26 protein-coding genes and 1 tRNA gene are annotated in these 21,284 nt (G+C 51.8%); 6 read left to right on the forward strand and 21 right to left on the reverse strand.

Features of this window, described 5'->3' with window-relative positions; translation table 11 throughout:
• The 7 genes from ACFFJP_RS05525 to ACFFJP_RS05555 form a co-directional block, all read right to left on the reverse strand.
• Complete coding sequence (locus ACFFJP_RS05525) at nt 1–4,602, reverse strand: EAL domain-containing protein (protein ID WP_377241267.1); 4,602 nt, start codon at nt 4,600–4,602, stop codon at nt 1–3.
• 20 nt (nt 4,603–4,622) lie between these two features.
• Entirely contained in the window at nt 4,623–5,615 is a 993-nt protein-coding gene (locus tag ACFFJP_RS05530; protein ID WP_377241269.1) for a cobalamin biosynthesis protein, read from the reverse strand.
• Between the two features lie 6 nt (nt 5,616–5,621).
• Nucleotides 5,622–6,329: a 5'-methylthioadenosine/S-adenosylhomocysteine nucleosidase gene (gene mtnN, locus ACFFJP_RS05535; protein ID WP_377241271.1), complete on the reverse strand. Its 708-nt coding sequence runs from the start codon at nt 6,327–6,329 to the stop codon at nt 5,622–5,624.
• 121 nt (nt 6,330–6,450) lie between these two features.
• Nucleotides 6,451–7,338, reverse strand: a complete 888-nt coding sequence (locus tag ACFFJP_RS05540; RefSeq protein ID WP_377241273.1) for a pirin family protein — start codon at nt 7,336–7,338, stop codon at nt 6,451–6,453.
• Nucleotides 7,339–7,422: 84 nt separating this feature from the next.
• The gene (locus ACFFJP_RS05545) at nt 7,423–7,995 is read right to left on the reverse strand and encodes a methylated-DNA--[protein]-cysteine S-methyltransferase (RefSeq protein WP_377241275.1); all 573 of its coding nucleotides are present in this window, start codon (nt 7,993–7,995) and stop codon (nt 7,423–7,425) included.
• A gap of 1 nt (nt 7,996) precedes the next feature.
• The gene (locus ACFFJP_RS05550; RefSeq protein ID WP_377241277.1) at nt 7,997–9,442 is read right to left on the reverse strand and encodes a DNA-3-methyladenine glycosylase 2 family protein; all 1,446 of its coding nucleotides are present in this window, start codon (nt 9,440–9,442) and stop codon (nt 7,997–7,999) included.
• Nucleotides 9,443–9,522: 80 nt separating this feature from the next.
• Complete coding sequence (locus tag ACFFJP_RS05555; protein ID WP_377241279.1) at nt 9,523–10,500, reverse strand: SPM autocatalytic domain-containing protein; 978 nt, start codon at nt 10,498–10,500, stop codon at nt 9,523–9,525.
• Nucleotides 10,501–10,574: 74 nt separating this feature from the next.
• Between ACFFJP_RS05555 and ACFFJP_RS05560 the strand changes: the two genes are divergently transcribed.
• Nucleotides 10,575–10,919, forward strand: a complete 345-nt coding sequence (locus tag ACFFJP_RS05560) for a HopJ type III effector protein (RefSeq protein ID WP_377241281.1) — start codon at nt 10,575–10,577, stop codon at nt 10,917–10,919.
• Nucleotides 10,920–10,952: 33 nt separating this feature from the next.
• On the opposite strand, the gene ACFFJP_RS05565 is transcribed toward ACFFJP_RS05560, so the two are convergent.
• Nucleotides 10,953–11,339 carry a response regulator gene (locus ACFFJP_RS05565; RefSeq protein ID WP_377241283.1) on the reverse strand — a complete coding sequence of 129 codons (387 nt, stop codon included), beginning with the start codon at nt 11,337–11,339 and terminating at the stop codon, nt 10,953–10,955.
• A 274-nt stretch (nt 11,340–11,613) separates the two neighbouring features.
• Between ACFFJP_RS05565 and ACFFJP_RS05570 the strand changes: the two genes are divergently transcribed.
• The 5 genes from ACFFJP_RS05570 to ACFFJP_RS05590 all read left to right on the forward strand — a co-directional run bounded on the left by ACFFJP_RS05570 (nt 11,614) and on the right by ACFFJP_RS05590 (nt 15,564).
• Nucleotides 11,614–11,690 (forward strand) — tRNA-Trp (locus ACFFJP_RS05570).
• A 33-nt stretch (nt 11,691–11,723) separates the two neighbouring features.
• Nucleotides 11,724–12,200, forward strand: a complete 477-nt coding sequence (locus tag ACFFJP_RS05575) for a hypothetical protein (RefSeq protein ID WP_377241285.1) — start codon at nt 11,724–11,726, stop codon at nt 12,198–12,200.
• On the forward strand, nt 12,197–12,652 hold the full coding sequence (rimI, locus tag ACFFJP_RS05580; RefSeq protein WP_377241287.1) for a ribosomal protein S18-alanine N-acetyltransferase: 456 nt from the start codon (nt 12,197–12,199) through the stop codon (nt 12,650–12,652). Before ACFFJP_RS05575 ends, rimI begins: the two co-directional genes overlap by 4 nt.
• Before the next feature lie 28 nt (nt 12,653–12,680).
• On the forward strand, nt 12,681–13,859 hold the full coding sequence (locus ACFFJP_RS05585; RefSeq protein ID WP_377241289.1) for a serine hydrolase domain-containing protein: 1,179 nt from the start codon (nt 12,681–12,683) through the stop codon (nt 13,857–13,859).
• 439 nt (nt 13,860–14,298) lie between these two features.
• A complete protein-coding gene (locus ACFFJP_RS05590; RefSeq protein WP_377241291.1) occupies nt 14,299–15,564 on the forward strand; it encodes a tyrosine-type recombinase/integrase in 1,266 nt (421 codons plus the stop codon).
• Between the two features lie 503 nt (nt 15,565–16,067).
• Here the strand turns inward: ACFFJP_RS05590 and ACFFJP_RS05595 are convergent.
• From ACFFJP_RS05595 to ACFFJP_RS05655, 13 genes are all read right to left on the reverse strand, one after another.
• Nucleotides 16,068–16,541, reverse strand: a complete 474-nt coding sequence (locus tag ACFFJP_RS05595) for a single-stranded DNA-binding protein (RefSeq protein WP_377241293.1) — start codon at nt 16,539–16,541, stop codon at nt 16,068–16,070.
• A gap of 4 nt (nt 16,542–16,545) precedes the next feature.
• Nucleotides 16,546–16,701: a hypothetical protein gene (locus tag ACFFJP_RS05600; RefSeq protein WP_377241295.1), complete on the reverse strand. Its 156-nt coding sequence runs from the start codon at nt 16,699–16,701 to the stop codon at nt 16,546–16,548.
• Nucleotides 16,702–16,950: 249 nt separating this feature from the next.
• Nucleotides 16,951–17,163, reverse strand: coding sequence for a hypothetical protein (locus ACFFJP_RS05605; RefSeq protein ID WP_377241297.1), 213 nt, complete (start codon nt 17,161–17,163; stop codon nt 16,951–16,953).
• Nucleotides 17,160–17,411 carry a hypothetical protein gene (locus ACFFJP_RS05610; protein ID WP_377241299.1) on the reverse strand — a complete coding sequence of 84 codons (252 nt, stop codon included), beginning with the start codon at nt 17,409–17,411 and terminating at the stop codon, nt 17,160–17,162. The genes ACFFJP_RS05605 and ACFFJP_RS05610 overlap by 4 nt, the downstream gene beginning before the upstream one ends.
• Nucleotides 17,408–17,956 (reverse strand): hypothetical protein, encoded by a 549-nt coding sequence (locus ACFFJP_RS05615; RefSeq protein ID WP_377241301.1) that lies wholly within the window; start codon nt 17,954–17,956, stop codon nt 17,408–17,410. The genes ACFFJP_RS05610 and ACFFJP_RS05615 overlap by 4 nt, the downstream gene beginning before the upstream one ends.
• Complete coding sequence (locus ACFFJP_RS05620; protein WP_377241303.1) at nt 17,953–18,138, reverse strand: hypothetical protein; 186 nt, start codon at nt 18,136–18,138, stop codon at nt 17,953–17,955. Before ACFFJP_RS05620 ends, ACFFJP_RS05615 begins: the two co-directional genes overlap by 4 nt.
• A 3-nt stretch (nt 18,139–18,141) precedes the next feature.
• The gene (locus ACFFJP_RS05625) at nt 18,142–18,288 is read right to left on the reverse strand and encodes a hypothetical protein (protein ID WP_377241305.1); all 147 of its coding nucleotides are present in this window, start codon (nt 18,286–18,288) and stop codon (nt 18,142–18,144) included.
• 4 nt (nt 18,289–18,292) lie between these two features.
• A complete protein-coding gene (locus ACFFJP_RS05630) occupies nt 18,293–19,357 on the reverse strand; it encodes a DNA sulfur modification protein DndB (RefSeq protein ID WP_377241307.1) in 1,065 nt (354 codons plus the stop codon).
• Complete coding sequence (locus ACFFJP_RS05635) at nt 19,350–19,625, reverse strand: hypothetical protein (RefSeq protein WP_377241309.1); 276 nt, start codon at nt 19,623–19,625, stop codon at nt 19,350–19,352. The genes ACFFJP_RS05630 and ACFFJP_RS05635 overlap by 8 nt, the downstream gene beginning before the upstream one ends.
• Nucleotides 19,622–20,533 (reverse strand): recombination-associated protein RdgC, encoded by a 912-nt coding sequence (locus ACFFJP_RS05640; RefSeq protein ID WP_377241311.1) that lies wholly within the window; start codon nt 20,531–20,533, stop codon nt 19,622–19,624. The genes ACFFJP_RS05635 and ACFFJP_RS05640 overlap by 4 nt, the downstream gene beginning before the upstream one ends.
• Nucleotides 20,534–20,535: 2 nt before the next feature.
• A complete protein-coding gene (locus ACFFJP_RS05645) occupies nt 20,536–20,802 on the reverse strand; it encodes a hypothetical protein (RefSeq protein WP_377241313.1) in 267 nt (88 codons plus the stop codon).
• A gap of 2 nt (nt 20,803–20,804) precedes the next feature.
• On the reverse strand, nt 20,805–21,104 hold the full coding sequence (locus tag ACFFJP_RS05650) for a hypothetical protein (protein ID WP_377241315.1): 300 nt from the start codon (nt 21,102–21,104) through the stop codon (nt 20,805–20,807).
• Nucleotides 21,101–21,283, reverse strand: coding sequence for a hypothetical protein (locus ACFFJP_RS05655; RefSeq protein ID WP_377241317.1), 183 nt, complete (start codon nt 21,281–21,283; stop codon nt 21,101–21,103). The genes ACFFJP_RS05650 and ACFFJP_RS05655 overlap by 4 nt, the downstream gene beginning before the upstream one ends.
• Nucleotide 21,284 lies beyond the last annotated feature (1 nt).

Consider the following 21,284-nt stretch of genomic DNA (forward strand, 5'->3'; position numbering starts at 1 on the left):
TCAATTTTGCTGAAGCTTGCGGATCAGCTGATCTGCGGCCATCGGTTTACCAAACAGATACCCCTGAATTAAGTGACAACCACGCTGACTAAAAAACGCCAGTTGTTGCTCAGTCTCAACGCCTTCGGCTACACAATACATTCCAAGGCTGCTGGCCATACTCAACATGGCGTCAATAATGGTTTCATCATTACGATCGATACCGATATCTTTGACAAAGCTGCGGTCAATTTTGATGCCGTCTATCGGCAATTCTTTCAGATATTTCAGCGAGGAATACCCGGTGCCAAAATCGTCGAGCGCCAGCTGGACACCCAGTTCACTGAGCGCCAGCATGGTCGCGATGGCACTTTCGTGATCTTGCATCAGCGCACTTTCGGTCACTTCAAAGCGCAGGCAACTGGCCGGTAACTGATACTGCGCCAGTAAAGCCGCTGTTTCCAGCGCCAGATTTTCCTGCTCCAGGTGGCTGGGTGACAGATTCACTGATACATAAAGCGGAAAACCAGCCTGATGCCAGCGCTGCAGATCCGCCAGTGCCCGGACCAGCAACGCCTGCGTCATGGGCACTATCAGCCGCAAATCTTCAGCCAGCGGAATAAAATCATTGGGTGGCACTAAACGGTCGCTATCCTGCCAGCGCATCAGCACTTCGACTCCGACAATTTTCTGTTGCACGCTGTCGTAGATCGGCTGGTAATAGTTCAGGAACTCATTGTGTTGCCAGGCGCTGCGCAGCCGGGTCTCACGTGCCAGTTGCATGTGCGCTTTGTCATTCATTTCCTGAATAAAAAACTGGAAGTTATTGCGACCAAGATCTTTCGCATGGTACATCGCAACGTCCGCGTGTTTCAGTAGCTCGCCAGCGTCCGCCGCGTCTTCCGGATACACAGCAATACCAATACTGGGGGACACACTGACGGAGTGCACACCAAGTCGCATCGGCTCGCCGATTGATTTCAACATTTTGCGTGCAACATGGCTGATATTGTCGTCGTTTTTATAGCTTTCCAGCAGCACGACAAACTCATCGCCACCTAACCGGGCGACAGTATCGGTCAGCCGTAAAATGGTACTCAGACGTTTCGCAACTTGTTTGAGCAATAAGTCGCCGATGTCATGACCCAGACTGTCGTTGATTTGTTTAAAACGATCCAAATCGATAAAACACAGTGCCAGTGAGCGTTTTTCCCGTTTGGCTGTTTCAATGCCGTGCAGAATGCGGTCCATCAACAGCGCGCGGTTTGGTAATCCGGTCAGCGCATCATAATTCGCTAAATAACGCAGATCATCTTCGGCTTGTTTTTGTGCGGTGATATCGGTGAACACCAATACATAGAAATCGACCCGATCATCATCTCCAACCGCACTGATATTTAATAACGTGGGGCGCTCAGTGCCGTCCGGACTCAGAACCAGCTCTTCACCCTGCCAGTGCTGATTGGCCTGCATACCACTGAGCAGTCGCGTGTAAAAACGCCGTCTGCTCAGGCTGATACCTAGCTCATGCACGCGTGGGTTATTCAAATAATCATCCATGTTGCCGAACACATCGGCAAACGACTGGTTGGCGGCGAGGACCCGTTGTTCCGGGTCGAGCAATACAACCCAATCGCGGGTTTGCTGGAATGCTTCGCCAAATAACCGCGCTTTTTCTTTGGTAGCCCGTGTTTCGGTAATATTGCTGTAGGTGCCGATGACACGTAACGCCTGACTACTGTTGGTCTCTGTTACTTTGCCGATATCGCGAAACCACAACCAGCTACCATTCTTGTGCTGCATGCGGTAGGTAAAATCAAAACTACGGTCGGGCGCACTGACGAATTTGTTCCAGGCTTGCTGATAGCTGTCGCGGTCGTCCGGGTGGATCAGGGCCAGATGTTGTTGCATCGACAGTGGATTTAACTCTTCGCTATAGCCAAGCATCGCGTGCACACGCTGGGCATACATGCTGTTTTTTGGTACCAGATAATCCCACACACCGCTGTTGACTGCTTCCAGAGCTTGTTTCAGTCGCTGCTCGCTGGCCTTCACCTTGTAATGCGCCTGCGCCAGTAAGCGTTTTTGCGCCAAGCGATTGTGTTGCCACAAAAATAACAGGATCAGCGCCAGCACCGCATAGCTTGCCAAGGCAGCCGGTGAATACCATGGTGCTGGATCAATGCGCAGAGTTAACACTGCAGTGTCACTTTCCAGCCCGTTGTGTGGGGAAACAGCTTTGACGTGAAAGGTATAGAGGCCAGGTTCGAGTTGCGGAAAAGTGACACTGGCATTGTGTTGTTGCGGAAAGCGAATATCCCGGTTGCCTTCGAGCCAGAATTTATACTGGATTTTGTCATTATCACGGAAATTCAAGGCGGAGAAACTGACCTCAATGCCGAGGCTATCATAGGCGAACCGGAACGATGCGCCATTTAAATTGCTTAACGATGTCGACTTGGCTTGATTCATCGCCCCGATATGAGTGATGGCGATCACCGGTTTCTGCGGCGTTTCTACCAGTTCGGCCGGATTAAACCAGGTAACGCCGGCATTGGTGCCATAAGCCAGATTACCGTTGGACAATTTCAGACTGGCGGCATAGGTAAATTCGCTGCCGGACAGACCATCGTTTTTGTCAAAAGGTTCCAGTCGCAGCGTTTCCGGATCGAGCCGGGTCAACCCTTGTTGACTAGCAAACCACAACTGACCATTCAGGTCGCTTTCACAGGAATAGATTGCATTATTGGGCAAGCCATTTTGCTTATGCAGATGATGTTTTAGTTTTAACTGCTGCCCATCGAAACTCAGCAAACCAAGGCCACTGATGGTAAACCACAGATCGCCGCGACCATCGACACACATTTTATCTGCCTGACGCGCAAGACCTGGCTGATAAGGCATCGCCTGATAGATTTTCTGCACGCTGCGATCGCGCTGATTAAACAACCAAATCCGATCGGATGCACTGAAAAAAATCTGTTCCGGATGCTGTGGGCGACTGCCCAGAAAACGACCAGCGCGGTGGGGAGGTTCAGCTTGTTTTAACTCAGGAAAAGTCGTCAGAGTGCCGTCAGCGGGTTGATAACGATAGTAGTCTTCTGCGTTGTAGTACCAGAAAGCGCCATCATGGTCGCGCCAGTGACCGGCAGCCTGGAGCTGGATCAGTGGTTGCTGCTGGCTGTCTTGCAGCGGTAACGGTAAAAACTCAGCGTTGCTGGCAGCGAATAGATGCAATGAGTTGCCACTACGTAGCCAGAGTTTGTCAGCGTTGTCTGGATAAATACGCGCCACAATCCGCGAAAATAGGGCAGGTAACGGCTCTGGATAGGCCAAATCCTGTACAGCTCCTGATAGCAAATCCAGCCGTTTTAAGCCGTTGGGGGTACCGAGTACCAAATGATTCGCCGGGCTTTCGGCCAATGCCAAAACTGCTCTGGGACTATAGCTGGCTGGCTGGGCAGACATAGCCTGCTGAGCAGGTGGCATTGGCAATCTGACATGATAAAAATGCGTACTGCGAGGGTGCCAGTAATAAGCGCCTTGCAGTCGACTGGCGACCCAAAAGCCGCCATCTGGTGTGCGGACCAGATCGGTAATGCTGTCCTGATCAACTTCATGCACGCTGTCGGTAAAACGCCACAGCAACTCCGCCTGCGCTGCACCGGGAGTTGCCAGATACAAGCCTTTATTAGTACCAAGCAGCAGTTTATTGAAATAAGGCAGGATTTTATTAATCTGCAAATCAGTTAAAACCGGCGCCGAGTCGATTGGCGCGGTAGCACTCTGGCGCAATTGGGCTTCAGTCAGTTGATAAAATTGACTGCCAATAGCGAGATACAGCAGATCATCGCTGACTTCCAGCGACCGGACAACCTGACCGCCGCGTTCGCGGCTCTGTGTTGTCAGCGCAACCAGCCAGTGCTGTTGCGTTTTTAAATCATAAACATAGAGACCGCGGGTGGTGCCAATCAGCAGTAATTGATTGAATTTTTTCAGCAAACGAACCCGCGACATTAGGCTGTTACCGCCATCAAATTCAAAAATTTGAGTCAGTTGCTTGCCGGGTAATTGCAGTTGATAGACCGCTTTGTTGATGGCCAGCAGCAGTAAATCCGGTTGTTGTTCAATCACATCAAGCAGTTGCGGGATAGTGTCGCTTTCTAGTTGCTGCAGTGGCGTTAGCAATTCTGCCACTGACGTCTGTAGATCAATCTGATATAGCCCTTGATTCTTCGCCGCAACAAAAAAACGTTGCTGACTGTCTTCCAGTACCTGAGATATATCCAGTTCAACCTGTGCGTCACCGGCTAATGGTAATTGTTGAACTTTATAGGCATCAAACCGGTTCAGTCCCCGGTCGGTCGCCAGCCACAAAAAGCCGGTGCTATCGATATGCAGACGATTGATGGTCCCGCTGATCAGACCTTGCTCAGTGGTGAGGGGCGCCAGAAGCGGAGGATTTGCATGTTCAGTATGCGCGGCCGCAGATTGCAGCGTAGAGATGCCGATAAGCAACAGCAGCAGAAAATGGCATAAATTGTGGCGTAGCACAGACATTTTTGTTGCCAATATTTTGACCAGCTGTTGAAGTATGGCGGCGAACATAACGCAGAAACTCATCAAAAGTCCAGTGGGATCCATTACAACGGCTGCGGCCATTGATAAAGAATGGTCAGTGCAAATCCGCAACAGAGCAGCAAAAAAAGCGTACGTTGAATTTGTCGGCTCAGCTGCAGCGCAAGCTGCAAATCGGCTAGCTGCGGATTTTCTGCCGGACCAATTCGCTCGCGCCGCAGTTTCGTGCCCTGATATATCACAGGCCCCGCCAAATTGCGCTGTAGTGCAGCGCTCCAGGCTGACAGATACCAACGATCCGCAGCAGCTAATCCAGCGTCCTGGCTGGTATTAAAATAACGTACAGTTGGACGGAATCGGTACAACAATCCGACCAGTGCGCCTTGCAACCACAACGCCGGCACAGTGAAAAACCGCCCACCGATACTGACAGCTCCGCTAAAAGCGCGCTGGCCGGGTAATTTGCCGGACCAGACTTGTTGCAGCTCCAATAATAAGCGGTAACTCAGTGCCAGCATCGAGCCGCCGAGCAAATACCACAGCAGCACGGCCACCACATGACGGACCTGACGCTGCGCCAGCACTTCAATGCCGGCTTTAGCCAGGCCGGTGGCCGACAGTTGTCCGCATTCACGTCGCAGTAAAGCCTGTAGCTGATCTTTGGCCAACTGATATTGCTGGCGTTGCAAACTGCTGGCAGCACTCTGGACCTGCAATTGGTAATTACGATAATCCAGGCACAAATACAGCAGGACGGCATCAAAGCCAACCGGCCATTCCGACAGCTGACGCAAGGTCCAGCTCAACAACAACACCGGCAACAGGACTACCGTCAGTGCCAATGCTCCGGCGAGTCGTTGCTGTGACTGGCTGTCAGTGCTTTTATTCACTTTCTGTTCAATGCGTTGGGCCAGCAGGCGTAGCAGCGGCCACATCTGGTATTGCTGTGGCAATGCGGCGTACTGCGCCAGCAAGACCACCAGCAAAAACAACAGTCCCGGCTCGAAGGCCGGGATCTGTGTCAGCAGTTGCCAGTATTGTGCAGCCAGTTGTTGCATTGTTACTTATGCCGCTGCGTGCAGTTCGCGCAGCAATTCCAACACCATGGCACTGCTATTTTTCGACGCAATTTCCAGATAGGCATCAAAAGAGGTCGGTGATTCTTTGCCGGCGATATCACTGAGGCTGCGGATCACGACAAATGGCGTGTTGAGCTGAAAACAAACCTGTGCGATAGCTGCGCCTTCCATTTCGACTGCCAGCATTTGCGGGAAGGTGGCGCGGGTTTTATTGATGCGTTCCGGTTCACACATAAACACATCACCGGTGGTGATCAGGCCAGTTTTGGTTTTGCAAAATCCGAGCGTATTGATGCTGCGCACTGCAGCGGCTACTAAGGCCGGATCTGCGGTAAAAGCGGCAGGTAAACGCGGCAGCTGGCCCGGTTCATAGCCAAAAGCGGTAACATCAACATCGTGATGGCGTAATTCGGTAGAGACAACGATATCGCCGACATTGAGTTCAGGATCAAAGCCACCGGCAGATCCAGTGTTAATCACCGCAGTTGGTTGAAACAGCTGGATTAATAAGGTGGTTGCAATGGCTGCGGTGACTTTGCCAATGCCGGACTGCACCAGTACGACGTCATGGCCTTGCAACTTGCCACGGTGAAATTCAAAACTGGCGACGCGGGTGGTTTCAATATTGCTGAGCTGCGCTTTGAGGATCGCAACTTCTTGTTCCATTGCGCCGATAATGCCGATTAATTGCATAGGGATAGTCCTGTGACATAAGTCCTGTGTCAAAAAACGGCATTATACAAGCCTGAAGGATAATGGCCCAGCGCGATTTCGCGCCGGGCGCTTTTGTGCAGTCAACGGTTTTTGCTGTGGCTTAAATCTGCAGGACTTTAGCGGCGCCTTCGGTCAGTCTACCTTGCTGATAATCCTGAATGGCCTGCTCAATTTCAGCTACTGAGTTCATCACAAAAGGGCCGTATTGCACGACCGGTTCCTGTAACGGTTTACCGGCGAGGACGATGATCCGCGCTGGACCTTCAGTTCGCAGCTGCACACTATCACCATCACTGAGCACCCCGGCGTGGTGCAGCGGTACCCGATGAGTGCCGAGCCAGGCTTCGCCTTCGTAGGGATAAATCAGCGCATTGTGGCCGGCCGGTACGGCCAGTGTTAAATCAGCCGGACTGTGCAGTTGCAGGTCCAGATACAATGGCTGCGTTGACGCAGCACGGATCGGGCCTGTTGTTTCGGGAAGTATTGGGCTTTTGGCATCGGCCGGGCTTTGTAATGTTCCGGCGATCACTTTAATCAGGCCTTGTGGGATCACAGCCAGCGGGATTTGGGCCGGATCTAAATCCAGATAAGCCGGATCCTGCATTTTCTCCGCCGCCGGTAAATTCAGCCAGAGCTGAAAACCTCGTATCAGGCCTGATTTCTGCTGTGGCATTTCCGAGTGAATAATGCCACGTCCGGCGGTCATCCATTGCACACCGCCACTTTTCAGATGGCCCTGATTGCCCAGATGATCTTCATGCAGCATATGCCCGTCCAGCATATAAGTGACAGTCTCAAAACCACGGTGTGGATGCGGCGGGAAGCCGGCGATATAATCGGCAGCTTCATCGGAGCCAAAACAGTCCAGCATCAGAAAAGGGTCGAGCCGCCATTGCGGTTGCAGCCCAATGCTACGGCGGATTTTCACGCCGGCACCGTCTGAGACTTGTTTGGCGGGCCAGAGTTGGGCGAGTTGACGTACTTTCATCAGTGACAGTTCCTGCGATGTTGATGAGCCTAGTAAACCCTAAAGCTAATCGAAGTAAAATTGCAATGAATCCACATTTTTGTTCTAAATAATCGAACGAAAATGGCCAGCTACGCGCTGCTCATGTTGCAGCAGCCAGATTTTCCGATCCAGCCCGCCGGCATAGCCAGTCAGTTTGCCATCAGCACCAATCACGCGGTGACAAGGCACAACAATGGCGATCGGGTTCCGGCCATTGGCGGCGCCGACCGCGCGCATCGCATTTTTATTGCCAAGTCGCTGCGCCAATTCGCCATAACTTTGGGTATGACCAAAGGGGATCTGTCCCAGTTGCTGCCAGACTTGCTGTTGAAACAGGGTGCCGGCAGCGGCAAGAGGCAGCGTGAAAGTCTGACGCTCACCGGCGAAATATTGCCTGAGCTGATTGACGGCCTCTTTTAATAGCGGCTCGGTGGCGTTATCACTCTGCAGGTTTAGCAGCTCAAATGGCTCTGCTGCTGTGCTGACTGATGGCAAATCAGCATGCCGGGCGCTCGCCAGACTGCGGTCTTGTTGCACTGAGGGGAAATGCACCGCATGCAGGCCGGCCGGGCTGGCGTGGATCTCCAGCGCACCGAGCGGTGACAGGCAATACGCAATATGTGTAGTCAAAGACATCTTATTCTCCTTGTGCAATAGGGCTATCTGCCAGACCAAACCAAAGTTGTAATGTGGCATAACTACGCCAAGGTGACAGCGCTGACGCATCAAAGCTGGCGTGCTGGCGGGCCAGCGCTTTTTGAATGCCTAAATCACCACCGAGCCAGACGTCGGTTTCTGACAGACCCCGCATACAGGCATAAGCCACAGTCCAGGGGCCTATACCTTTGATCGGCAGCCACTGCGATGGATGTTGTTCGGGCGCCGTGATCATACTGGCGGCAAGGGCCAACAGGGTTTGCCGTCGGGCGCCAGGGACTTTCAGCATCATCAACTCATCGGCGTAGACTTGTGCTGGTGTCGGAAATTGTCGCCATTGCATCGCGCTAGTCTGCGCGGCGGCACAGCTTGGCGTAGCCTGCTCGGTACCCAACACCAGTAAACGGTTGAGCTGAGCCCGTGCGCCGGCAATACTGACCTGCTGACCCAAAATGGCCCGTATACCTGCTTCCCAGGCTGACCAGACGCCAGGGATCCGCAGGCCTGTTTTGACTTTTTCGCCTAACTGGCCACGCAGATGTTGTTCGATAACCTGTAAATCGGCATCGAGATCCAGCAAACGCCGGATATGTTTCACTACCGGCAACAAGGTGTCGTGATGCTGCCAGTGCAGTTGGAGTTGTAGCGTATGTTTATCCGGGATTGGCCGTACTTCAAACCAACCCTGTTGCTGTCCCTGACCAGGCGGCCAGTCAATTTGCCGGCCATAGCGTTCGCCATCCAGCCATTCCAGACCAGTTAAGGTCCGTAGTTGCCAGAACTCGAGTAATAAGTGCCAGGCCAGTGGTGGGCGATAACTCAATTCCAGCTCAATCACTTGGGCATGTTGCGACATGCGTTGTCCCCGTATTTGTGTCGGTGTTAGTTTTAGTTGTTGTTTAAACGCATCATGGAAGCGGCGCAGGCTGTGAAATCCGGCCATGGCAGCAATATCAGTGACCGGCATCGTGGTTTGATGCAGCAGCTGTTTGGCAAAGAGGATTTGTTGATACAAGGCGTACTGTTTCGGCGAAACGCCGAGATATTGCGCGAATAGTTTACGCAAATAGCGTTCACTGATACCAAGCCGTTCACACAGACTGGCCTGATTGCCATCTTGCAGGGTGCCCTGATCAATCAGTTTCATTGCACGGCGCAGACTGGCCTGATTGCCTTGCCAGGCGGGAGAACCTGGTGCGCTGTCAGGCCGGCAGCGTAAACATGGCCGAAAACCCGCCGCCGCCGCTGATGCTGCGGAAGCAAAATACTGCACTTGATGTTCCGCCGGTGCGCGGGCCGGGCAAACCGGCCGGCAATAGATGCCGGTACTTTTCACTGCGATATAAAACAGTCCATCAAATCGGGCGTCGCGGCTGAGCCTGGCTTGTTGGCAAATTTCGACAGCGGGCAATACTTCACTGTACACAGACGGCGCTCCAATGCAGATGAATGCCAGCAGTGTACAGTGAAGTATCATACCGGATCAGCCAGATCCGGCACTGAATATCAGATATTCAAATCGACCTGTTGCATTAGACCAACATTGCCCTGTTCAGACAAAAAGATGCCGCTACGCGCAATGCGGGCCATCAGCGCATCGCCATCGTACAGTCCAAACGACGTCGCAACCGATTGCGCTGAAATGGCGCCAATGCCAGCGTCGGTCAGACTTTGCAGCGCTTCGCCCGGCCGCCAGATACTCAAGTGCTGCCAGGCGCTGTCACTGCTATCAACAAAGCCATCTTGATCTTCATCGAGTGTAGCCAATTCGGCAAAGCCGCTGCCGGTGCTAGGGCCAAACAGTTCTTTACCTTGGGTGATGTGACCATCTTGGTTGCGGTCGTAACTCAGGTAATACTGGCCGTCAGCAAGCGTGGGTAATTCTGCGCTGCTGCCATTACTGTAAAAATCAAAGGACTGACTGGCACCGGTCCACTGAAAACTCTGTCCTGTGGTGCTCAGTACTAGCGGGTCTTTCAGTACCGCTTCTTGCCGGATACTGAAGCTGGCATAACTTTCCTGCATACTGAAACTGAAGTCAAAACTCTGGCTGCTGCCGTCTTCGAGCTGCACAGCACCGGCAAAACTGGCTTCGACAGACTGATAGCGATAGGTAAATTCCATGATGGTGCGTTCGGTGGGCGCTGGCGGTGGCGAAGCTTTTTCGTGTAGTTGCTGTTGTTGTGCCTGAATTTTGTCAAAGGCACTGCCGTCGAGCCAACTCAGCAGTTTGCCGCTAGTCAGTTGCTCCAGAATGCGTTTGACTGTACCGATACTTTCTTTGGCGCTGAATTGCTGACCATCTTCATTTTGTTCTTCGGATGACTTAGACTCGGCTGCGCTCTGTGGAGCAACTGCTTGAGCTGTTGTCGTTGTTGCGGGAGTAGTAGGGGCGACTGTTGAAGTTTGCACTTCGATTCGGCTGTGTTGAAATAACTGCTGTTCGCGGGCACTAAAGGCCTGTGTGGCGCTGATGATGTTCATGGGATCCTCCCATCGGAATTGATGGATTGCTGATCGCGTAATCGGCAGGATTTGATCAAACTTTAGGCGGTTTTATGCTGGAAACTTTTTTTCGACAGTTAAGTACCGAGCCGGACAGCATCAGCTTCCAGCAAACCATTACATTGATTGATGCACTCTACGATTTCACGCCGACGGCGTTTCAGAATGGTGAGCAAAGCAATGCGGCAGGGGAGAACAACGGTTCTTGCAAGATCCTGGCGTTTGCGCTGTTACACCAGCTGTCGGAGCCGCAGACATTGCAGCTGTTTGGCGATTTTTACCGGCTGGAAGTGTTGCCGGATGTCAAAGGGACTAATCACGGCAATATCCGCAATTTTATGCGCACGGGCTGGGACGGTATTGAATTTCACGGCACACCTTTAAGCGGCAAGGTCTGAAGGCCTTCGTCTGTTCTTCAGGCCGGGCGATATTCAGGCAGTCAGACTTTTTTTCTGACATTTCACCAGCACAGACTCAATTTTCTTCGCTGAAAATGGTTTCGCAATAAAACCGCAGGCGCCCGCCAAGATGCTCTGTTGCACATTCTCTACTGTGCTGTGGGCGGTCATGATGACGACATTGGCGTTTGGATTGATTTCTTTGAGCTGGCGTAACAGAGATTTGCCATCGCAGTCCGGCAGTTCAATATCAAGGAACACGACATCCTGATGTTGTTTGGTGTAGCTGCTGATCCCCAGGCTGCCATTTGATGCTTCGCTAACGTGGGTGATACCAAGCAACATGAGAGTCTGACGTAAATATTCTCGGACGGAAGGGACATCGTCGATGATTAATACTGAATAGTCGGTCAATTTCATGCAAACATCCTTTGTAGTGTTACATCCTGCTGCGTTAAGTTGTAGTCGCTGTTTTGCTGAACTGCAACTTGCTCTGTTTCGCGGCGCGTGATGCTAACAAAGTCGCGCTCCACTTGCATCTTTTTTACTCAAGCAACTTTGCATGTAGTTCAACATAACGGCGAAAGCTGCACTAATAAAAGGCATCTTGGCTGAATAATGCGCAATTGATTGCTTTGTCTGAGATTTTTGCTTTACCTTTGAAACTCCTTTTGTATAATGGCGCCTCAATCACAGGGGCATAGTTCCAATTGGTAGAACAGCGGTCTCCAAAACCGATGGTTGGGGGTTCGAATCCCTCTGCCCCTGCCAATTCTCTCAGGCAAGACCTAACGAGGTACTGAGATGAATCCAGACGTGACAAATAACATCACTTCTTCCATGTCAGAACTGCAGCTGCAGTTCTTGCAGCATTTGAAAATCCAACCCTTACAAACCGATTTGGCTGCGCCGGATTATCACGCACCTCAACATGTTTCTGCGAGCACAGCACCGGTTGGGCAAGACTTTGTGGTTTCAGAAAACTGTAGTTTGCAGTCTGAATCAGCAGAAGTTTTGCAACCAGCACCGGTACTAGCACAGTGGATAGCGGCAGAGACCAGCTTGCCGTTGGTGCAGGATATGTTGGCTTTCTTGCAGCAGGCCGGTTTTCATGCGCAATGGTTTTATCAGGTGGATACCACAGACATTCATCTGAGCGAAGCCGGTTTGTTCAGCGCACCACCGCAGCATTTTTATAGTGCGGATAGCAAAAAACAACTATGGCGCAACCTCATTCAGTTGTTACCGGCTGAAATCTCTACCGAAACGGACCCAACATGATCCACATCCGCAGCGCCACGCCGGCAGATATTCCGGCGATGCTGGCTACAGAACAAGCCGCGACGGCTTACCCTTGGGCTGAATCTTCGTTCTTGAGCAGTTTTTCAGAGCGCTATTTTAATGCGGTCGCACTTTTAAATGAGCAGGTGGTCGGGTTTTATATCGGCGAACTGGTCGCTGGGGAAGCCAGTCTGTTTGATATTGCCGTGCACCCGCAGCAGCAGGGCAAGGCGATTGGCAAAGCCTTGTTAAGCCACTTTTTAGATGAGGCAGAACGCCGGCAAGCGACAGATTGTTGGCTGGAAGTCCGCGCATCGAATCACAAAGCGATAGCGCTATATCATCAGCAAGGCTTTCATCAGGTTGGGGTCAGACCAGCATACTACCCGGCTCCGGGTGGAAAAGAAGATGCTATTCTGATGGCCATGTCTTTGGCGATGCCGTCACTCTGAAACGGTGGGCCTGATTCACGGAGGCCCTATGCAATTGATCTGCAAAATTTTTTCTATTCAGAATTTCAAACATTTTTCAGCGAATTCGATTTCGTTTTTACGCTACAGCCTGTGGTGTCTTACACTTTTCTGTCTCAGTGCCTGTGGTGGTAGTGATCAGGCAGACAGTGCCGCTATCAGCCCGGTGAGCGGTACTATTTCATGGCGCGCCAGCGACAATCCGGTTTTTCCTGTCAGTACTGCGGCAGCGGAAGGCTTCAATGAATCGATGCTGGAGCAAGGTTACAACGCCGCACGTGCCACACCAGGATTGTTTGCAGTATTGGTGTTACGCCGTGGCCGGTTAGTTGGCGAAGCTTATTTCAGTGGCCGCAAGTCGACTGATTTATTGCATTTGCGTTCGGTGACCAAAACAGTGATCAGTCATTTGATTGGTGTAGCGATCAGTCAGGGCAAAATTCAGAGTCTGCAACAGCCGATCAGTGAATTATTACCACAGCGCTATCGTGTTCTGTTACATGGCAAGGCGCCTATCACAGTTGCTGATTTACTCAGTATGCGCAGCGGATTTGCCTGGGACGAAAGCACCCTGGCGGGTTTTGAGCACTGGGTGATGTCGGCCGATCCAACCCGCTATGTGCTGGAACAAGCACAGACCCAGCTGCCGGGGACGGAATTTCGTTATAACTCAGCCAATTTTCATTTGTTATCAGTGATCCTCAACGAACAAACCGGGATGGCCACCCGAGATTATGCCCGGCAGGTGTTGTTCGTGCCGCTTGGCATTAGTAACTTTCGCTGGGAAAAACTAAAAGATGGTTATGATAATGGTGGAGCCGGTCTGGAACTCACCGCGCGTGATCTGGCTAAACTGGGTGTTTTGTGGCAGCAACAGGGGCGTTGGGGCAGTCAGCAGGTGTTGAATCAGGCCTACGTGATGACTTCCGCGAGCGTGCAGCAGCCACGTAGCCGCACTTTTGCCGGGCTCAGCATTAGCGGATATGGTTATGGCTGGTGGTTATTCAAACAGAGTAGTCAACCGGCGGGGCAGTTAGCCTGGGGCTATGGTGGCCAGTTTGTCATGACAATCCCGGAGCAGGAATTGACTTTGCTGCTGATGGCCAATAATCAGACAACTGATGTGGGGCCGCAGGAAAATGCTGTGATGCAGTTGGCGACGCAATGGTTTTTGCCGGCAGTGCAATAAAAACAGGGATAAATCCGGCTGGTAATCCTGGTTTTCGTACTTCGCCAAAGCCGCTGTTACTGCTATAATCTGCGCCATTTTTCGCCGGACTCCAGCTGCTGTACAACACGGCATCAGAGCCGGCCGCCCATTAAGCTTATATTCGGAACTCACTCAGGCATGGCCAGCGCAGAATTTCTTCAAGAAGTCAGTATCCGCAGAACCTTTGCGATCATCTCTCACCCGAACGATTGCCTTTAATTCAAAACATTTCAAACCCATTCATTCGATTTCAGCACACCCCGCAAAGCCCCGATAGATAAAGAAAAATCCTCCGCTCATTTTTTTCAAAAAGACTCAAAACATTTCATCTGCATTCACCACCACTGACTACATAGCTGTGTACAGAATTTCAGTTTTTAGGCTACTGTGTACATAAAAATTTATCTGGGTGGTAATTATGGCCTTATCAGACAGTTGGCTTCGGGCCAACAATGGCCGTGACCGTGAAGGCGTACTGGAGAAAGCAGATCAGGATGGTCTGTCTGTACGCATCAGCGCGAAGGGCAAAATTAAGTTTCAGATCCGCTTCCGGTTTGCCGGCAAAAATCAGCGCTGTGATATCGGCACTTATCCGCTTATGGGCCTTGCCGATGCCAGGCGTGAAGCACAGCGATTCCGTGCTGAGTTAGAGCAGGGCAAAGATCCGCGCATCGTTAAGGTGCTGGAGCGGTCGCAGCAAGATGGTGAGCTGAATCAGACGCTGGAGAAGTTGTTCAACGACTGGTACCAGGCATTCGCCATAAATGCCAAAAAAGGACACCACGGCATCCTCCGCTCATTCCAACTTCATGTATTCCCTAAGCTGGGCAGACTGCCGTTCAGTGAACTGACTGTTCACCACTGGCTGAACATTCTGGAGCCATTGGCAAAGGGCACTGCGAAAGTGCCGGGTAAACCGCAAATTGCTGACCGCATCCTAGTCAACTCAAAGCAGTTCTATAAGTGGGCGAAGAAACGGCACCTGTGCGAAAACAATGTGCTTGCTGATATCTCTGCATCGCAGGACTTGCAGGTTAAGGATCGGATCAATACCCGGCATTTGAATGATGACGAGATCCGCCTGATGCTGGAGGCTTGCGAGCAAAGCCGCATGGAGCCAAAGAACGCGATGTTTGTCGAGCTGCTGCTGTTCTATGGATGCCGGCCGATGGAGCTGCGCGAAGCAAAGCGGTCAGACTTCGACTTTGAAGCAATGGTTTGGACGGTACCCGCCGAGCGCCACAAAATGGGTGCCAGCACCGGCAAGCCGTTATTGCGACCAATCATTCCTGAGATAGTGCCGCTACTGAATCAGTTGATGGCGTTATCTGATAGCGAATACCTGGTTACGAATCGCGATAGCGATAAGTGCCTGAGTCGTTCAGCCATCATCGCGCTGCCGGTCAATATCATCCAGTGGGTGCGCAAGAACAAGAGCATTGAAATGGAGCACTGGTCCATCTATGCGCTGCGGAAAACCTGTCGCTCTAATATGTCGACTCTGTGCGCACCGCACATTGCTGAAATCATCCTTGGTCACAAGCTGCCGGGCGATTGGGGTACGTATGACCACTACCACTATCTGCCAGAGCAGGCTGAGGCTTACACGGCTTGGTGGAATCGGATCCAGCGGATCAGGAATCCGGAGTTGTATCAGAATGTGGTTGAGATGAAGCGGGGGTAGAGCCGACCTTTCAGCCGGCGCGCTGGAATCAATCAACAGCAAGCTGCCGTTTATCCAGTAGGCGGGATCTGCACTCACGGGGCCGCCTCATAGTTCCGTGAATACATCTGCGGTTTTTCAGTCCTGCAGCTGACTGTTTCTGGAGTGAGGCTTGCTGATGAATTAACGGGGCGCCAACCCGAACTACGCGCTGCCATTGGCCTGCTCTACGCTAAGTATCATTCGGAGCAATGAACTGGCCGGCTAGGAACTCCCGACCCGTTTTTCCAGCTCATTGCTCTACCACCTGAAGCTATGTTACGGCAACAACACGCGCTATCTGATTGGCTCGGATTATGAGCCCTGCCTTTCCAAGCGGTAGAGCAATAAACTGGCCCCGCAGCCACCGATTTGAAGTTCGTTATGCTTTCAGCCTGGGCAAACCCTAAAACGTACAACGTGTTTAAAGTTTCGGCTGCGGGGTGTCGTTTATTTTGCCTGTGTCCTATGAGAGTTCAATACCCTCAGAATGGAATATCCGGGTCATCATCAAAATCAATCGGCGGAGCCATCGGTGCACCGCTCATTTGGTTTTGAGCTGGCGCTGCCGGGCGCTGATTGTAGCCGCCTTGCTGTGATGCTGGCGCTCGCTGTGACGGCTGATTTGTTTGACCGGCGTTTGACTGATTCTGACTCATAAACTCCAAGCTATTGACGATCACAGTTGGTGTCTGGCGTTTCTGGCCGTCCTTATCATTCCACTCATCAAGCACAAATTCGCCTTGCACAACAACCTTTACACCTTTAAGCAGGTAGTTCGGCAGCTTTTCAGCCTGACCACCAAACAGTTTGCATTGTACCCAACTGGTTTTCTCATGCTCGCCATAGCCTTGTTTGACCGGCAGCGGGAATGTAGCGATATGCTTGCCTGCCGGTGTCACGCGCACTTCGCAATCGCGCCCGATGTTGCCACCGGCAACGAATAAATTAATAGCCATCGTATTACTCCCAATCCACTACGTCATAACAGCCGATGACAACCATCCAGCCATGTTTAATCCGTTGCCAAAGCGTTGTGCAGTTCTCTGCGCGCGCTGGCTTGTTGTCTTTGAGCCTGGTTAAGTCCCAGTTTTTGATTTGTTGCGCTGTGTATCTCATGCTTCCCCCGGTTGTTGTTTCAGTTGTTCATTGTCGGCGCTGGGAGTCATACTCTGAATTTCTCCCGCTCAGCCTCTGTCAGTCGCAACCAGGAACCATAAGCGGCCCACTGTCTTGCTCTGATGTTTCGAAAGTTGCGCGCTTCATACGTTTTTCGACGCAATATCATCGGGCCAAGGTAGTTGTGATGCTCGAATGTCACGCCTTTGAATTGGTAGACCCTCTGCCAAGAGATATGAATAACCTCCATCACTCAATCACCCACATCCAAAGCCAGAACCAATACCAGGCCACGGTTAATAACCAGCCCAAGTCGCTATAGGCCCACGGATTGAGCAGGCTGACTTCGATGTCACGAAACAGAACCCACCGCATGACGATAAGCAGAATGTGAAGCGCGGCACCGATGCCGAGCCACACCAGCCAGCGGAGCTTGCCGTGTTGGGAGAATGGGGCGGTCATTTTGTACCGCCTTTATTTTTGTAAGCTGCAATCAAGATAGCTGCAGGCCAGAAAACACAGAGAACCGCAGCCGCTGTTTTCGATGCGGCCAACATGGTGTGCTCGTCTATTTCTATGTCATCGTACAGCTCAGCCAACGCTTTCTTTTTGTCGGCATGGATTGCAGCCACTAATTTTTGATAGAACTGTGCAGCGATGATCACATAGAAGATTGCGCTTAGCGCTTGGTAATACGCCAGCTCTGTCATGCTGCACCGCCTTGCCGCACTTTGGCGGCGTACCATTCCAGCGATTCGGTTTCGATATCCAGAGCTGGAGCAAAGAATTTCACCGCATCAAGCACAGCCTCAGCGCGGATTTCGGCAAGGTGGTGTTGTGGGGTGACTGCTTTTGCTGCGTTAAATCGCTTTACTGCTTCAGCGCAAAATTCAGTAACCGGAGAACCTATAGCCACAGCGCCTGTCGCCATGCTTGCGGCGGTAGCTAATGCAGTGCCGTGTACCAGCAACTCCTCAACCTGCGCCACCAGTGCTGCGTTTTGCTCGTCGCGCTTTTTCAGTTCAATTTCGAGCCGCTCGATTTCTTTTAAGAGCTGGAATTCTTTTTTAACGAATTCTTTGCGGTCATCTAACAGCGATTCGACCTGAGTCGACTGCGCTTGATACAAATCAGCCCGAACATACTCCACAGCATCAGCATTGCTTTGACCAGCACCTGGCGCTGGCGTCCCCGCCCAACACCAGATGCCATCCTCTGGAACTAAATAAATGCGCTCGTAATCTGGCTTGCTCATGCTGCCTCCTGTTTAGTTTTGCTATCAACACGAACAACCAAGCCAAAACTCAACAACTCCAATCGCATCATTTCTGCGGCCTTTACCAACTGCTCGGCTGAAATTGTTTTGTCGCCTAACTTAAATTCCATGATAGGGAACGGCCCATGGTCTACCAGGTGAAAGCCTTCTTGATTTGCCATCATTCACTCCCAGGGCTTCAAGCCCAATTCAATTCGTCTTTTGTTCCAGCGCGCCACCATCACATCGGCGTCGGCCATATCCTGTTCGTTTGGCTCGTCGCGGCACCGGTCCCAGGCGAGAGCCAGTGCCAGAGCCTCGACGGTTGTCATGCGCTCACATGGATTCGATATAAGAAGAAACGGATTCAGCAATCAGCTCTGCCGCTGCGATCTGGCCGGCGGTGCCTGATTTCATGTTGCCGTTCTCGTCGACTAGGTTGCCGCGCCACATGTCGGCCGACTTGTTCCAATCGAGATTGGAAAGGGCAGAGCCAACTTTGAACATTGAGAAACGGTTGCCATGCTTCGCGTTTATGAGCTGATAAACACGGCCAATAGTCATAAGGCCCGCCGCTGTGAATGCCACGTTGTTGTTTATCTTCTTGCGGATTGAGTGGTCATAGCTCTCGCCACGTTCTCTGCGTTCCTGCCAGTCCCAGTAAACAGCTGGTGCGACAACATTCCACCACTGACTAATCTGGCTGACGGCCATTGCATCGGGCACCTGTTTGGCGCTTAGTCCAAGAACCAAACGGCTTGCTTGAACTGCATGGCGGAACGAAAACAGCATGCCGCTATCTGCCTTGACCACGTTATTTTCGTGGTCGATACGACCGGCCCATGATGAAACCTTCTCGATTTCCTCAGCGATAGCCGTCACGGCATCATTGCGGCGGTCATAAACCATATTCAGGCTTGCGCTCACTGCCTTAGCGTTCGCGTTGATATCGCTGAATGCCTGCTGCCGGTCTGCCAGTGTCATGTTGACGAATAGCTGAATGGTGACCTGCTGTTGCTTCAGAACTGGGAACTGCTCTTTGAGGGCAGCCATAATGCCGGTTGCCCGATGTTGGCCGTCGAACAGCTTGATGACTGCATCCATCGACAGGCTTAGCTCGCCAACTGATGTGCTCTTTGCTGCTGGTGAGAATTCCAGAGTTTCATCTTCAACAACGCCTGTCAGCGCCGGCAGAACAAAGCTCTCTGTGTTATCCAGAATGTACTGGCTAATTGCCTTTGCCCGTTTTGGGTCGACAGCACGTTGGCTGCGGTCCAGAACGTTGCCAGTATCAATGGCCAGAAGACGGGCCAGCATGCTGAATGGGATGCAGGCAGTGTAGAAAGTGCGGCCACCTTGCATGCCTTTTGCCGCTGGGAAACCAAAGCGCATGTTATCCATTTGAAACCTCGCTCAACAAAACAAAGTGCTCATCGTTGAAAACCTCGTACAACATCCAGTCATCGCCCGACTCAACTTCCACATATAAAGCAGTGTTTGGGTTTTCAACATCGATGAAGCAGGCCTGCGGATCCGCTACGACGCCAATTTGTGGCACTGCGCCGTTAGCCGCGATTCCAGCATTGACCACTACCTGCCGGCCAATTAGGCCAGCAGCAGTATGAAGTTCAACGGCCTCGCGGCCGGTTAGTGTTTCGCCGCGGATCATGACTTCACCACCGGCGATACAGATTCACCCACAGCCTTAATCACTTCGCGCAGCTGATTGACCATCAGCAGATAGTCAGCTTCGAGGCGCAGTAGTAAATCTTCCCAGCCCAGCTCATCGTTTTTGTTGGCCAGCAGTTCATGCCAGCGCAGGCGCTTAAAGGTGCCGGTTTCAGTGATGCGAAATTCGAACAGCTCTGGCATTTGCAGATCCAGTTCAGTCACCAGCTTATCTTCCAGATGGCTCTGAACTTCGTCGGCAGTCAGAATGTGGTTTTCGAAGCTGGCGCGGGCACCTTCTTCATCCGGGGCTTTTAAGCGGGCGGCATGGCCCAGCTTGATACCCGCTGGCAGATTCTTACCTGATAACCATTCCTGCATGCGCTGGCACAGGAAATTGGAGTCGACCCACGGAACCACTGGCAGCGAACCCAGCGATTTACGCAGCAGCGCCAGCAAATCTTCAGCCCGACTTGCTGATTGCGTGTTGATGAACACAAAGCCGTTAACCTGGTCAATCACTGCAGTGGTAACTGTTGAGCGACTGAAAGCGCGCGGCAGCATTGTCTGAATTAACTCTTCTTTCAGAGCCTGCTTTTCCTTGCGGCCCAGCGGCCGGCCTTTTTCGGCTTCAAGTGCATCAATTTTTGGCTGCAGCTCTTCGTTGATAACCGCGGCTGGCAGCAGCTTTTCCTGCCGGCGCAGCGCAACCACAATCAGATTGTCGTCATTCACAGCATGAGCGAATGATTTAACGCTCTGGTGCATCGGGTAGCAGAAGCCCATTTTTAGCGCGTCCTGACCCATGCAAGGATTGAATTTGTGTTCAGCCAGGGCAGCTTCTAGCTTCGCTGTGGTCAGGCCCAGTTGCTCAGTGATTTTGTAAACTTTTAAGTTTTTGAAGAACATGATTAAGCTCCCGGAGATAACTTCAGTCTGTTTGTGTGCTGCCAGATGAACCGAGCCACTTCTATTGCTCGAACAGCTTCGGCAAGGTGCGTTGAGTTTCCACCCGCTTTGAAATAAAGGGTTTGAAACACGTTGATATCCCCAACACTTAAATACCGACCATGGCCTTTAGCCCATTGGTTTTCTTCACACTCACGAATGTTGAAGTTGGTGCCGTCAATGCAAATAACGTGAGTGTCTTGGCTTCGGCAAACATAGGTAAATTGCATAATTAAGCCGCCTGTTTCCGCTCTAACCGCACAGCCAGGAGCGGATAGTGTTGAAGGATGTCGTTCATGCGTACTGCGAACTCAAACGCGATGTCGTAGTGACGCACGTAACGGTTTTTTTGGTCTGGACCATCTGGCAGCAGCCAGGCACTCTCGACTTCACAATATGGAATGATGGCCAGACCGACCTTGATCGGGCTTCTGAATCGCAGCGCTAGTTGGCGCCGCTCTTCCTTACTCAGCTCAAACTCTGTTTTTGCTGGCTTCTTGTTCAGGTGCCAACTGGCTTTTGAACTGCTCATGCGGCCTCCTGAGTCACTGGGTTTGATTTACTCAGCCGCTGCAATTCTTCGACTGAATATTTCGGGGTTTTGAACTGAGGCAGGGCATGCACGCGACCTTCGTTCCGCCACCGCCACAGCGTGATGCTGGACACACCAAGCATCGCCGCTGCCTTCTTCTGATTGAGGATTAGTGCCATG

The sequence above is a fragment of the Rheinheimera tilapiae genome (assembly GCF_042432165.1).
Classification (GTDB): Bacteria; Pseudomonadota; Gammaproteobacteria; order Enterobacterales; family Alteromonadaceae; genus Pararheinheimera; species Pararheinheimera tilapiae.